This is a genomic window from Sphaerisporangium sp. NPDC088356, assembly GCF_040685555.1.
Lineage (GTDB): Bacteria > Actinomycetota > Actinomycetes > Streptosporangiales > Streptosporangiaceae > Sphaerisporangium.
Genome location: NZ_JBFBIK010000162.1, coordinates 1 through 13,053, shown reverse-complemented (window position 1 = coordinate 13,053; position 13,053 = coordinate 1). Strand labels below are relative to the sequence as shown.

11 protein-coding genes are annotated in these 13,053 nt (G+C 71.2%); 1 reads left to right on the top strand and 10 read right to left on the bottom strand.

Annotated features, from left to right (window positions below):
- Nucleotides 1-35: 35 nt before the first annotated feature.
- The 10 genes from AB0O34_RS33895 to AB0O34_RS33850 all read right to left on the bottom strand — a co-directional run bounded on the left by AB0O34_RS33895 (nucleotide 36) and on the right by AB0O34_RS33850 (nucleotide 10,451).
- Nucleotides 36-530 (bottom strand): (2Fe-2S)-binding protein, encoded by a 495-nt coding sequence (locus tag AB0O34_RS33895; RefSeq protein WP_363922564.1) that lies wholly within the window; start codon nucleotides 528-530, stop codon nucleotides 36-38.
- Nucleotides 527-1,405 (bottom strand): FAD binding domain-containing protein, encoded by an 879-nt coding sequence (locus tag AB0O34_RS33890; RefSeq protein ID WP_363922562.1) that lies wholly within the window; start codon nucleotides 1,403-1,405, stop codon nucleotides 527-529. Before AB0O34_RS33890 ends, AB0O34_RS33895 begins: the two co-directional genes overlap by 4 nt.
- Nucleotides 1,402-3,816, bottom strand: a complete 2,415-nt coding sequence (locus AB0O34_RS33885; RefSeq protein ID WP_363922560.1) for a xanthine dehydrogenase family protein molybdopterin-binding subunit — start codon at nucleotides 3,814-3,816, stop codon at nucleotides 1,402-1,404. Before AB0O34_RS33885 ends, AB0O34_RS33890 begins: the two co-directional genes overlap by 4 nt.
- 70 nt (nucleotides 3,817-3,886) lie before the next feature.
- Nucleotides 3,887-4,957, bottom strand: a complete 1,071-nt coding sequence (gene dmpG / locus AB0O34_RS33880) for a 4-hydroxy-2-oxovalerate aldolase (protein WP_363922558.1) — start codon at nucleotides 4,955-4,957, stop codon at nucleotides 3,887-3,889.
- Nucleotides 4,954-5,907: an acetaldehyde dehydrogenase (acetylating) gene (locus AB0O34_RS33875; RefSeq protein ID WP_363922557.1), complete on the bottom strand. Its 954-nt coding sequence runs from the start codon at nucleotides 5,905-5,907 to the stop codon at nucleotides 4,954-4,956. Before AB0O34_RS33875 ends, dmpG begins: the two co-directional genes overlap by 4 nt.
- A complete protein-coding gene (locus AB0O34_RS33870; RefSeq protein WP_363922555.1) occupies nucleotides 5,904-6,752 on the bottom strand; it encodes an alpha/beta hydrolase in 849 nt (282 codons plus the stop codon). The genes AB0O34_RS33875 and AB0O34_RS33870 overlap by 4 nt, the downstream gene beginning before the upstream one ends.
- Before the next feature lie 72 nt (nucleotides 6,753-6,824).
- Nucleotides 6,825-7,808, bottom strand: coding sequence for a cyclase family protein (locus tag AB0O34_RS33865; protein ID WP_363922553.1), 984 nt, complete (start codon nucleotides 7,806-7,808; stop codon nucleotides 6,825-6,827).
- A 17-nt stretch (nucleotides 7,809-7,825) separates the two neighbouring features.
- Nucleotides 7,826-8,686: a fumarylacetoacetate hydrolase family protein gene (locus AB0O34_RS33860; RefSeq protein ID WP_363922551.1), complete on the bottom strand. Its 861-nt coding sequence runs from the start codon at nucleotides 8,684-8,686 to the stop codon at nucleotides 7,826-7,828.
- 2 nt (nucleotides 8,687-8,688) lie between these two features.
- Nucleotides 8,689-9,483 carry an SDR family NAD(P)-dependent oxidoreductase gene (locus AB0O34_RS33855; protein WP_363922549.1) on the bottom strand — a complete coding sequence of 265 codons (795 nt, stop codon included), beginning with the start codon at nucleotides 9,481-9,483 and terminating at the stop codon, nucleotides 8,689-8,691.
- Nucleotides 9,480-10,451 carry a hypothetical protein gene (locus AB0O34_RS33850; RefSeq protein ID WP_363922547.1) on the bottom strand — a complete coding sequence of 324 codons (972 nt, stop codon included), beginning with the start codon at nucleotides 10,449-10,451 and terminating at the stop codon, nucleotides 9,480-9,482. The genes AB0O34_RS33855 and AB0O34_RS33850 overlap by 4 nt, the downstream gene beginning before the upstream one ends.
- Nucleotides 10,452-10,773: 322 nt before the next feature.
- Here AB0O34_RS33850 and AB0O34_RS33845 point away from each other — a divergent pair, with 322 nt between their 5' ends.
- Nucleotides 10,774-12,648, top strand: a complete 1,875-nt coding sequence (locus AB0O34_RS33845) for an acyl-CoA dehydrogenase family protein (protein WP_363922545.1) — start codon at nucleotides 10,774-10,776, stop codon at nucleotides 12,646-12,648.
- Nucleotides 12,649-13,053: the final 405 nt, after the last annotated feature.

The window sequence follows — 13,053 nt, the reverse complement described above, 5'->3', positions numbered from 1 at the left end:
GGCACCCGCGGGGGTGCCGGGGGCCGCGGGAGGCGTCAGGACGCGGTTTCGGCGCGGCGCGCCTCGGCGGCGCCCCTGATCGCCCTGACGATGTTCTGGTAGCCGGTGCACCGGCACAGATTGCCCTGGATGGCGTAGCGGATCTCGTCGTCCGTCGGGTCGTCGTCACCGTCGAGCAGGTCCTCGGCGGCGAAAAGCATTCCGGACAGGCAGTAGCCGCACTGGAACCCGTAGTGGTCGCAGAAGGCCTGCTGCACCAGGCTCAGCCGGCCGTCCTCCCCCATCCCCTCGATGGTCGTGATCTCGCTGCCGTCGGCCGCCTGCGCGAGCTCCATGCACGACTTGACCACCTTGCCGTCGACCTTGACGGTGCAGGCACCGCAGTCGCCGGTCATGCAGCCGACCTTCGGGCCGGTCACGCCGAACCCCTCGCGGAGCGCCTCGACCAGTACCATGCGGCGGTCCACCGGCGCACAGCGACGCTCACCGTTGAGTACGACCGACATCGTGAAGGTCTGCGGAGTCGTCATCGGTTCTGCTCCTCGTGGTCGTGCTCAAGTGCCTGCCGCAGCGCTCGTCCGGCGACCGCGCGGGTCACGGCGGCCCGGTAGGCACCGGACGCCAGCTCGTCATGCCAGGGATCGGTGACCTGCCGCGCCGCCAGCCCGGCGGCCTCGTCGAGCACGGCGGGCAGCGGAGCCCTGCCGCGCAGCACCTGTTCGACGGGTACGGGGACCGGCGTGGCCGCCACCCCCCCGAGGGTCATCCTCGCCCGCTCGCACCGGCCGTCCGGTCCCAGGTGAAGGAGGACAGACGCGGTCGCGATCGGCCAGCTGCTCCCACCACGCTTCACCTTGTGGTAGCCGGTCCTGGCCCCGCGCTGCCCGGGGAACTCGAAGCCGAGCAGCACCTCACCGGCGGCCAGGCAGGTGGTGAAGGCGCCGGTGACGAACTCGGCCATCGGGACCCGCCGGGTGGACGCCCCGCCGCCGATGACCGCGACGCCGTCCAGTGTCACCACCGTGGCCGGGGCGTCCGAGCCGGGCCGCGCCGCGCACACCGAGCCGCCGAGGGTGCCCTGGTTATGGACCTGCGGGCCGCCCGTGACCTCGTGGGCCATCAGCCGCAGGAGTGGCAGCTCGTCGGCGATCAGGTCGGAGGCGAGCAGGTCGGCGTAGGTGACGGCCGCGCCGACGCGGATCGTCTCGCCGGACCGCTCGATGGACCCCAGGCCCGCGCGGCTGAGGTCGACGACGCGGCGCGGGGTGAGCTGGCCGCGGTTCAACGCCGGTACCACCCAGGTCCCGCCGCTGAGCACGACCGTCCCCGCGGGGTCCGCCGCGACCAGGGCCGTGAGCTCCTCGGCCGTCGTCGGAGCCGCGTAGTCGAAGGACGTAGGAATCACTTGCGCACTCCCTGGATCTCGGCCCCGGCGCTGATCGCCCGGAGAACCGTCTCCGGGGTGATCGGCATGGTGGTGAGGCTCGTGTTGGTCGGCCGCAGCGCGTCGTTGACCGCGGCGGCCACCGCGGCGATGGCCCCGCCGACTCCGGTTTCGCCGGCCCCCTTGCCCCCGTGCAGCGTGAACGGGGTCGGGGTCTCCTGGTGCAGGATCTCGAACTCGGGGATGTCGGTGGACCGGGGCAGCAGGTAGGTCTTGAAGCCGGTGCCGACCGGGCTGCCGTCGGCGGTGTAGGCCGCCTCCTCGCCCAGGGCGCAGCCCAGCCCCATCGCCACCGCCCCGTGGACCTGGCCCTCCACCAGCGTCGGGTTGATCACGGTGCCGCAGTCGTGCACCATCACGTGGCGAAGGACCGTGACGACGCCGGTCTCGGGGTCGATCTCGACCACGGACAGGTGCAGGCCGTTGGAGTAGGTCGAGTACGGCTGGATGTTGCCGTTGGCGTCCGGCGTGTGCCGGATGTTGCCGGGCCGGTAGCTCCGCGTCGCCTCCAGCGACGGCTCGATCCCCGCGGCAAGGATGAAGCCCAGCGTGTAGACGGCGCCCGCCACCTCGGTGATCGGCACGCACGTGTCCGGGTCGCCGCTCACCCTGGCGAACCCGCCCTCCAGATCGATCCGGTCGGCCTCGGTGTGGAGCATGCCCGCCGCGATGGTGCGCAGCTTGGCCGCGATGTCCCTGGCCGCCAGGGCGGCGGCTCCGCCGCCCGAGACGGTGCTGCGGCTGCTCACGTTGCCGAAGCCGTACGGACACAGGTCCGTGTCACCCTGGACCACGCTGATCATGGAGATCGGGACTCCGAGCTCCTGGGCGACGATCTGCGCGATGGCGGTGTCGTTGCCCCCACCGGGGGAGGTCACACCGGTGAGCACGGTGACGTGTCCCGACGGGTCCACCTTGACGGTGGCGGTGTCCTGGGCGCTGAGCAGCGTTCCGGGCAGGTCGACCAGTTCGGGGACGACCTCGAAGGCGATGCCGATCCCGAGGAGCGCGCCGCGCTCTCGCGCCTGCCGTTGTTCGGCGCGCAGCGCCGGGAGGCCGGCGTGCGCCTCCAAGATGTCGAGCAGCCCGTGGTAGTTGCCGCTGTCGAGGTTGGTGCCGGACGGCGTGGGGAACGGGAAGTCCTCCGGGCGCACCCAGTTGCGGCGCCGTACCTCGGCCGGGTCGACGTCCGTGGTCTCGGCCACCAGGTCCATCACCCGTTCGGCGAGCAGGGTGGCGACCTCCTTGCCGTAGCCGCGGGTGCCGTTCCACGGGGCCTTGTTGGTCACCACGGCCCGCCAGGTCACGGCGCAGTTCGGGATGTCGTAGCCGTGGGGCAGCGTCAGCGCGGCCATCAGCGTCATCGGCCAGCCGGGCGCGCCGGCCGGGGCGCCGAGGTTGCTGTCGATCTGGGCGGTGAGGCCCAGCACGCGGGCGTCGGCGGTGAACAGGACCCGGAACCGGCCGCGCATCTCACGTCCGCCGATGAGCAGCGCCTCGGCGCGGTCCTCGATCCACTTGACCGGCCGCTTCAGCAGTTTGGCCAGCGCGCAGATCAGCACCTCCTCCGGGTAGCCGTGGGTCTTGTGGCCGAAGGAGCCGCCCATACGGGGTGCGATGACGCGGATCTGGTGCTCGCCGATGCCGAGCGCGGTCGCCATCGCGTGGCGGAAGGGATGGGGATTCTGGACGGTGGCGTGGACGGTGAGCCGCCGCGTGCGGTCGTCCCAGTTGGCGACGTACCCGCGGGTCTCCATCGGCGCCGCACCGGCCCGGTGCAGGCGCACCTCGCCCTCCACCACGTGGTCGGCGGCCCGCTCGGCCGCGGCGAGGTCCCCGCCGCTGAATCCTCCGGAGACCAGGACGTTGCCGGCCCCCTCGTTGAGCAGTTCCGGGGCGCCCTCGGCCAGCGCTTCGTCGATGTCGAGCACGAAGGGCAGCGGCTCGTACTCGACGGCCACCGCCGCGGCGGCGGCCCGAGCGTCGGCGGCCGTCTCCGCCACGACGGCGGCGATGGGCTGCCCCACGTAGACCACCCGGTCGGCGGCGAGGACGGGAATGTCCACGTGCTGGCCGCCCACGCCCGCCGGGTCCGATGTCTGCGGGACCGGGCCGGCCACCCCCGCCAGGTCGGCGGCGGTCACCACGGCCAGCACCCCCGGCCGGGCCTCGGCGTCCACCGCCGAGACCGAGACGATACGGGCGTGCGGCAGCGTGCTGCGCACCAGGGCGACATGGGTCATGCCGGGAAGGACGACGTCGTTGACGTAGGTGACCCGGCCGGTGACGTAGTCGGCCGCGTCGTGCTTGGGTATGCGGGATCCGACGATCTCCCGGCGCGGAGCCGGGTCGGCGACTGCCTGATCGATCATGGTGCCTCACCTTTGGGGGGACAACGCGGGGGTTCTACGGAGCTGCCGCCTCTGAGCTGCGACAACTGTTCTATCCGATGCCGGTGACCTGATCGGTCGGCGGGAGGTCCGCCTGGGCCTGCGCGAGCTCGATGGCAACGTCGATGATCATGTCTTCCTGGCCGCCCACGTAGCCGCGCCTGCCCACTTCCTGGAGGATCAGGTGCGCCGGCACGCCGTACCTGCGGCTCGCCCGCTGGGCGTGCATCAGGAAGCTGGAGTAGACGCCCGCGCGCCCCTGGATGATCGACGAGCGGTCGGCGATCGGGTCCTTCGGGATGAACGGGCGGACGACCTCCTCGGCGGCGGCGAGTACGGTGGACAGCTCGATCCCGGTGGGGATGCCCATCCGCTCGTAGACGGCCGCCAGCACCTCGGTGGGGCTGTTGCCCGCTCCCGCGCCGAGCGCGCAGAGCGCCCCGTCGATCTGGCGCGCCCCTGCCTGGTACGCGAGCACCGAGTTGGCGACGCCGAGGGAGAGGTTCTGGTGTCCGTGGAAGCCGACCTGCGCCTCGGCGCCGATCTCCGCGACCACGGCCGCCACGCGCTGCTGGGTGCCCGTGAGGTCGAGGGCCCCGGCGGAGTCGACGACGTAGACGCACTGGGCTCCGGCGTCGACCATGATCCGGGCCTGCCGGGCGAGGCCGGCGGGGTCAAGGCGGTGGCTGAGCATGAGGAAGCCCACCGTCTCCATGCCGAGGTCACGGGCGGCCCCGAAGTGCTGCGCGGAGACGTCCGCCTCGGTGCAGTGGGTGGCGATCCGGGCGACGCTCGCACCGGCTCCGTGGGCCCGCTCGAGATCCTCGACGGTACCGATCCCGGGCAGCAGCAGGCAGGCGATGCGTGCCTGCCTCGCCTCGGAGACCGCGGCGGCGATCAGCTTGAGCTCGTCCTCCAGGGAGAAGCCGTAGTTGAACGAGGATCCGCCGAGGCCGTCGCCGTGGCTGACCTCGATCACCTGCACCCCGGCCCCGTCCAGGGCGTGGACGGTCGCGCGGACCTGTGCCTCGGTGAACTGGTGGGCCATCGCGTGGCTGCCGTCGCGCAGCGTGCTGTCGGTGATGCGGACCGGTGTGGTCTCGGGGGCCGTCGGCGCGGTCATGCGGGCACCTCCTCCGTGCCGGCCTCGGTGCCGGCACCCATCGAGCGGGCGATGTCTTCGCCGACCCGCACGGCGGCCGACGTCATGATGTCGAGGTTGCCGGCGTAGGGCGGCAGGTAGTCGCCGTTGCCGGTGACGCGCAGCAGGACGGTCACCCGGGCCTGACCGCCCCACTCGGGCCGCGGGTCGTCGAACTGCGGGTCGGCCCGGAGCTCGTAGCCGGGCACGTACCGCTGCACCCTCCGTACCGCGGCCACGATCGACGCGGCGACGGCGTCCTGGTCCGCGTCCGCGGAGATGGCGCAGTACACCGTGTCCCGCATCAGCATCGGGGGCTCGACCGGGTTGAGGATGATGATGGCCTTGCCCCGCCGCGCCCCGCCCACGACCGTGAGCGCACGCCCGGTGGTCTGGGTGAACTCGTCGATGTTGGCCCTGGTTCCCGGGCCCGCCGAGCGCGAGGCGATGGAGGCCACGATCTCCGCGTACGAGACCGGGGTGACCGCGCTGACCGCCGCGACGATCGGCACGGTGGCCTGGCCGCCGCAGGTGACCATGTTGACGTTCGGCGCTTCGAGGTGGCTGCCGAGGTTGACGTCCGGCACGACGTACGGCCCGAGCGCCGCCGGGGTGAGGTCCACCGCCCGGATCCCGGCCTGCTCGTAGCGCACGCCGTTGCGGGCGTGGGCTCCCGCCGAGGTGGCCTCGAAGACGATGTCGGGCGGCTCCGGGCGGGCCAGCAGCCAGTCGACCCCCTCGGCGGAGGCCTCCAGCCCGGCCTTGCGGGCCCGGTTCAGCCCCTCGGACGCCGGGTCGACGCCGACCATGTAGCGCAGGTCGAGCCGGTCGCTACGGAGCAGCTTGACCATCAGGTCGGTGCCGATGTTGCCGGGCCCGACGATGGCGGCCACCGGCCTGCGCCGGCTGGTCACGGCGGCGTTCCCGGTCATGCCGTCCCCGCTGTCTCGGCACCGGTCAGGTGGGCGATGGCGAGCCGGTTGAAGGTCTCCGCGTCCTCAAACTGCGGCCAGTGGCCGCAGTCCTTCATGACCTCCAGGCGGGCGTCCGGGATGGCGTCGGCGAACTTCTGCCCGATCTCCACGGGGGCCGTCGGGTCGTGGGTCGTCCACACCACGAGCGTCGGGGCGGTGACCCGCTGCAGGTCGGACTCCTTGAGCAGGTTCCGCTCGCGGATCGGCATCTCCTGCAGGCACAGGATGCGGTCCATGGCCTGCTCGAACCCCGGCTGCTTGTAGATGAGGTACCGCATCTCGACCAGGTCCTCGGGGACGTTGGCCGGGTCGAGCATGAGGAACTGCAGGCGCTTGCGCACTCCGTCCCGGTCCGGGTTGCGCACCGCCGCGCGGCTCAGCTCGCTGAAGCGCTTCATGACCTCGGGGTAGGACGACAGCCCACCGGCGGTGTTGAGGATAAGGCGGTTCACCCGGTCGGGGTGGTCCACCGCGAACTGGGCGGCCACCCAGCCGCCGAGCGACTCGCCGGACAGGTGCGCCCGGTCGGCGCCGACCGCGTCGAGCACGTCGCGCAGGTGCTCGACATAGGCGGGAATCTCGTATGGGCGGTCGGGCTTGCCGGTCAGCCCGTGGCCGAGCATGTCCACCGCCAGCACCCGGAAGTGCTCGGCCAGCGGGCCGATGTTGCGCACGTACGCCTCGGCGTGCCCGCCCGACCCGTGGAGCAGTACGACGGTCTCCGGGCCGTCTCCCGCCTCAAGGACGCGGGTGGGGACGCCGCCCGCGTCGTAGTAACGCTGCTGGAAACTGACCCCGAACATATCGGTCCACAAGCTCGGCATGATGTCTGTGCCTTTCTTGTCGTCTTTGTCGCGTATGACCCGCGGCAAATCTCAGCGGATGGCCAGGGGGTTCGTCGGCGAGGCCACCGCTCCGGTGATCGGGAGGGTGGGTGCGACGAGCAGGAACTCGTACCGGCCGTCGGCGGCGCAGGCCTCGGCCAGCTGCTCCAGGTCGAACATCTCGCCGATGAGCAGGCCGACGTGGACGAGCAGGATGATGTGCAGCGGCTGGAACACGTCCGGCGTCTCGTTGGGGATGACCTCGGTGCCCCAGGTGTCGGTCGCGTAGCCGGCCAGGCCGTTGTCGGCGAACCACTCGGCCGTGGTGGCGCTCAGCCCGGGGGCGCTGCCACCGGCGTAGTCCCCCCAGCTGCCCCGGTCGCGGACCTGGGCGATCTGTCCGGTGCGGATGAGGACGAAGTCGCCCTCCTGGACGGTCACGCCCTGCGCCTGCGCGCACCCGTCGAGGTCGGCGGTGTAGATGGCCTCGCCGGGTTCCAGCCAGGGACGGCCCTTCCACCTGGGGATGTCGAGCAGCACGCCTCGCCCGACGATCCGGTCGCGGGTGTTCTCGATGCCGTTGCGCGCCGCGCCGTTGCTGCTCACCAGCTCCGCCGGCCGGCCGTTGTACATCCGGCCTTCGTAGAAGATGTGCGACAGCCCGTCCCACTGGGTGCCGCAGGAGAGCGGCATGACGATCCCGTCGTCGGCGTGCCGGGTGGTGGGCATGTGGTCCTGGGCGCCGCCGACGGCGTCCGTCCCGGTCGCCATCATGTAGTGCATCGGGTTGTTGCGCCCGAAGGAGCCGTTCTGCGGGCCGTTGGTGTCGAACGGCAGCGACAGGCTGATGACCTCACCGGTGCGGACCAGGCCGGCCGCGTTGACGACCCGCTCCGGGGTCGCGTGGTTCAGCGTGCCGATCTCGTCCTCCTCGCCCCACCGGCCCCAGTTGGACAGGCGCTTGGCGAGGGCGTGGACGTCGGCGAGGGAGCGGACGGGTGTGGTCACGCCGTCCGCGGTGGGTTCCGCTTCCATGGTTCTCCTTGACCCGATCAGTTGAAGAATGCGGTGACGTGCCCGAGCGGCCCGAAGGACGCCTCGATGTGATCTCCGGCGGCGACCGGGACCGCGGCGGTCATGGCGCCGGGCAGGACGATGTCCCCGGCCGGCAGGCCGGCCCCCCTGGCTCCGAGCGTGTTGGCGAGCCAGGCCAGCGCGTTCAGCGGGTTGCCGAGCACGGCGGCGCCGGTGCCGAACTGCACCGGACGGCCGTTCTTGCTGAGGGTGCAGGGGATGTCCCGCAGGTCCAGCTCGTGCAGCCGGTACGGGCGGGCGGCGAGCACCACGGCGGCGGAGGAGGCGTTGTCCGCCACGGTGTCGACCAGAGCGATCCGCCAGTCCTCGATCCGGCTGTCGATCACCTCGAAGCAGGGCATGACGACGTCCACGGCGCGGACGCAGTCGGCGACCGTGATGCCCGGTCCGGCCAGTTCCCGGCCGAGTACGAACGCGATCTCGGGCTCGACCCGGGGCGCCAGCAGCCTGCGGGCGCTGATCGGCTGGCCCTCCGGGAGGACCATGTGGTCGAGCAGGTGGCCGAAGTCGGGCTGGTCGACGCCGAGAGCGGCCTGCATCGCCGCCGAGGTCAGCCCGACCTTGTGGCCGACGATCCGGGCGCCGCTGGCGACCAGCGACTCCACCTGCAGCAGCTGGACGGCGTAGGCGTCGTCGACGGTGAGCCAGTCATAGACCTCCGTCGGCGGGGCGATCGGCGCCCGGGTCGTGCCGGCCAGCAACAGGTCGTCGGCGAGCTTCCGCCACACCGCCTCCCGCGACATGTCCTGGGCCGTACTGATCTGGGCCGCGCTGGTTTGGGGGGCGCTGACTTGGGGGGCGCGGTCCGGTCCGCCCACGGCTACCGCCTCCCCGACACGGCGGGAGCGCCGAGGTGCAGGCCCGAGTCGACGAGGATCGTCTCCCCGGTCACCATGCGGGCGCCTTCCGCGAGCCAGAGGACCGCGTCCGCGACGTCCTCGGGCGTCGCCACCTGCTGGAGGACCGTCTTCTCCCCCACGGACCGGGCCAGCTCGTCCACCTTGCCCTCGTCGCCGTACCCCTGCTTGGACCACCAGCGGGTCTGTACGAACCCGGCGGCGACCGCGTTGACCCGGATCTCCGGCCCGAGGGTGCGGGCCAGGGCCTTGGTCATGGTGAGCACGCCGGACTTGCTGACGACGTAGGCGAGGCTGCTGCCGCTGGCCGTGACGGCGCCGACGGAGCTCACGTTCACGATCGCGCCCGCGCCGCGGGCGCGCATACTCGCGGTGACCGCCCGCGAGGCGTACCAGGTGCCCATCAGGTTGACGCCGAGGGTGCGCTGCCAGACCTCGTCGGTGAGGCCCTCCAGGTCGTCGAAGTCGACGAAGGAGGTGTAGCCGGCGTTGTTGACGAGCACGTCCACCCCGCCCCAGGCCTCTTCGACGCGGGCGACCATCTTCCTGACCTGCGCGTCCTGTGAGATGTCGGCCTGCTCCACGAGCACCTCGGCACCCGCCTGCCGCGCCAGTTCGGCGGTGGCCTCGGCCTCGTCGGCCGAACGGCTGTAGTTGACGACCACCCGGGCTCCGCGGCGTGCCGCCTCGAGGAGGCAGGCCGCGCCGATGCCGCTGGCCGAACCCGTGACCAGGACGACCTTGTTCTCCAGACTCACCGCTGACCTCCTTCTGTGGCGTGGGCGGCCTCGCGCCGCGAAGCGGCGGCCGTGACCGTGCCCATGCCGGTGATCCATTCCGGAACCGACTCGTAGTCGGCGTCGAACCGTGTGGCGCCGACGGACTGCCCGGTCGCCTCGGTGAAGGCGGCGAGCGCCGCCAGCCAGGTACGGATCTCCTGCCCGCCGTTTCCGCCGACCGCCTCGATCTCGTCCTCGTCCAGGTCCGCGATGGCCTCGAGGTCGCCCTCCACGATGCGGCCGAGGACCCATGCGTCCCACTCCGGGTTGACCCTGCCGTTCGCCCGGCCCATCGCCTTGACCCGCGCCTGGCGTCCGGCCTCCCGCTGCGCGACGAGGTCGCGCCCGGTGAGCAGGAACTCCCGCTCCTCGGTCGGCAGGGCGGAATCGAAGGCGTCGAGCCTGGGCGGCCAGTGCGACATTCCGCCGGACCCCACGACGAGGACGCGGGCGTCGCCCTCGTCCGCGCACACAGCTCGGCCGACCGCCCGTCCGAAGTCGTACGCGCGGCGGGCGGACGGCAGGGGCGGTGCGCTCGTGTTCACCATGATCGGGATGACGGGGACGTCAAGCTCGGGGAACAGCGCCGCGTAGGTCTGGCTCAGCCCGTGGTCGACGGCCATCGTCAACGACAGCGCGGGGTCGAAACCGTCCGCGCACACCTGCCGGTAGATGTGGAGCGCGAGATCCGCCGCCGTGGGCAGCGGGCCCTTGGGCGTTCCGTAGTCCCCCACCCCGTCCACCCGCTCCGCGCCGATGCAGAACCTGGGCATCAGGTCGTAGAAGGCGAACCTGAAGTGATCCGGCCCGAACAGGACGACGGCGTCGGGCGCGAGTTCCGCGACGATCGCCCGGGACCGTTCCACGGCGGCGACGAAGTGGGCACCCGGGTCGCCGGGCTCGGCAGGGGGCACCGCCCACCACAGTGGGGAGTGGGATTGCGTCACAACACCCACGACTTGTGCCATCGCGGTCCTCTCTCGATGTTCCGTGGACTGCCGGTGGGGCAGATGCGGGCCGCCGTACCGCCTGCGCCCAGCCAGAGTGACCCAGGCCTCCCAGGCCCGGCAACGGAAGCGTTCCGCTGAACGGAACGAGCCTTCACCTGGCCTTAGCCGGGCGTCTGTCAGCCGGCCAGGTGGCGATCCGCACGGACGACTTTTCCGCACCCGCACTGTCCACAGCGCACCCGCTGGGGATACCGGAAGCTACTCGCGGGTAGCAATCAGGCGTAGCGTCGAAGGCATCCACGGCCTGAGGGAGGTCGCGATGACCGAGTACGCCAGGGCACGTGAGGTCGCCGAGCAGGCCCGCGAGAAGGAGTGGGCCCGTCCGAGCTTCGGAAAGCAGCTTTTCCTGGGCGGTTTCCGGCCCGATCTGGTCCATCCGGCGCCGGAGTTGAGCGAGCAGGAGGCCAGGAAGGGCGAGGACTTCCTGCGGGTGCTGCGGAGGTTCCTGCACGACAGCGTCGACCCGGCGCTCATCGAACGCAGCGCGGTCGTACCGGACGACGTGGTCAAGGGCCTGCGCGCGCTCGGAGCGTTCGGGATGACGATCGACGACGAGTACGGCGGGCTGGGGCTGAGCCACCTGTACTACACACGGGCGCTCATGCTCACCGCGTCCTACTCCCCCGCGCTGAGCGCGCTGCTCTCGGCCCACCAGTCCATCGGCGTACCTCAGCCGCTCAAGCTGTTCGGAACGCCCGAGCAGAAGCGGCGTTTCCTCCCCCGATGCGCACGCGGAGAGATTTCCGCCTTTCTCCTGACAGAGCCCGATGTAGGGTCCGACCCCGCCCGGCTGGCCACGACCGCCGTCCGCGACGGCGACGGGTATGTCATCGACGGGGTGAAACTGTGGACGACCAACGGTGTCGTGGCCGACCTCCTCGTCGTGATGGCGCGGACGGGGAGCAAGATCTCGGCCTTCGTCGTCGACGCCGACGCCCCCGGCATCACCGTCGAGCACCGGAACTCCTTCATGGGGCTGCGCGGGATCGAGAACGGGGTGACCCGCTTCCACCAGGTCCGCGTCCCGGCGGGCAACCTCATCGGCCGCGAGGGACAGGGGCTGAAGATCGCGCTCACCACGCTGAACACCGGCCGCCTCTCGCTCCCGGCCACCTGCGCCGGCACGGCCAAGTGGGCCACCAAGATCGCCCGCGAGTGGGGCGCCGAGCGAGTCCAGTGGGGTCACCCCATCGGAGAGCACGAGGCGGTGGCCGGCAAGATCTCCTTCATCGCCTGCACGGCTTACGCCCTGGAAGCCATCGTCGGCCTGGTCAGCCGCCTGGCCGACGACGAGACCAACGACATCCGCATCGAGGCGGCCCTGGCCAAGCTTTATAGCTCGGAGATGGCCTGGCGAGTGGTGGACGAGCTGGTCCAGATGAGAGGCGGACGGGGGTACGAGACCGCCGAGTCGCTACGGGCCCGCGGCGAGCGGGGCGTCCCCGCCGAGCAGATGCTGCGAGACGTACGGATCAACCGCATCTTCGAGGGCTCCACCGAGATCATGCATCTGCTCATCGCCCGCGAGGCCGTGGACACGCACCTCTCGGTCGCGGGAGGGCTCATCGACCCGAAGGCCGACCTCAAGGCCAAACGACGGGCGGCGACCAAGGCGGGCGGCTTCTACGCTCGCTGGCTGCCCACGCTGGTGGCGGGGGCCGGCCAGTTCCCCACCTCCTACTCCCATTTCGGTCCCCTCGCCCACCACCTCAGGTACGTAGAACGGGCCAGCAGGAAGCTCGCCCGGTCCACGTTCTACGGCATGTCGCGATGGCAGGGAAAGCTGGAGCGCAAGCAGGGCTTCCTCTCCCGAATCGTGGACATCGGCGCCGAGCTGTTCGCCATCACCGCCACATGCGTCCGGGCCCAGGAGGACGCCGCCGAGTTCGGCCACAAGCCGCAGGAGATCGCGGACATGTTCTGCCACCAGGCTCGGCTGCGCGCGGACGCGCTGTTCCACCGGCTGTGGGACAACTCCGACGCGCAAGACGTACGGCTGGCCCGGCTGATCCTCGACGGGCGTTACACGTTCTTGGAAGAGGGCATCCTCGACCCCTCACTGGACGGCCCCTGGATCGCCCCGGCCGCACCCGGTCCGTCCACCGCGAGCGACGTTCACCGCCACATCCGTTGACACCGACGCCGCGCATCGGCACCGCTCCGGTTGAGTCCCACCCATTTTTGGGTCGATGTTGCATGTTAGATGGTTCGTAATTGCCCGCACTCGCGATGAGTATGGGGGATGGTGGTACTCAGGGTCGGTTCGATGGGTGAGTACATTCGCCGACCACGGCGGCAGGCGACGATCTCTTCGTGCCGCCGGAGGCTGCCAAAGCGCCTCCGGTGCAACCGCACCCAGCGCGACGGGGAACACACGGAGCGACTTCAACGTCCGGGTCGGTCCCGGCTTCTGGGAGCGCGGGGACGCTGAAGTTAGGGGGCAGGCATGAGCCTCGACGGCCCTCCCAAGGCCATCGCGGGACTCGCGAGTTTCATCGACGACCGCATCGGCGCCGGGAACTTCCTCAAGCGCAACCTA

Excerpts from the sequence above, each read along its gene's own strand:
- AB0O34_RS33895 (WP_363922564.1), bottom strand. The coding sequence starts at position 530 with ATGACGACTCCGCAGACCTTCACGATGTCGGTCGTACTCAACGGTGAG.
- AB0O34_RS33885 (WP_363922560.1), bottom strand. The coding sequence starts at position 3,816 with ATGATCGATCAGGCAGTCGCCGACCCGGCTCCGCGCCGGGAGATCGTC.
- dmpG (WP_363922558.1), bottom strand. The coding sequence starts at position 4,957 with ATGACCGCGCCGACGGCCCCCGAGACCACACCGGTCCGCATCACCGAC.
- AB0O34_RS33875 (WP_363922557.1), bottom strand. The coding sequence starts at position 5,907 with ATGACCGGGAACGCCGCCGTGACCAGCCGGCGCAGGCCGGTGGCCGCC.
- AB0O34_RS33870 (WP_363922555.1), bottom strand. The coding sequence starts at position 6,752 with ATGTTCGGGGTCAGTTTCCAGCAGCGTTACTACGACGCGGGCGGCGTC.
- AB0O34_RS33865 (WP_363922553.1), bottom strand. The coding sequence starts at position 7,808 with ATGGAAGCGGAACCCACCGCGGACGGCGTGACCACACCCGTCCGCTCC.
- AB0O34_RS33845 (WP_363922545.1), top strand. The coding sequence starts at position 10,774 with ATGACCGAGTACGCCAGGGCACGTGAGGTCGCCGAGCAGGCCCGCGAG.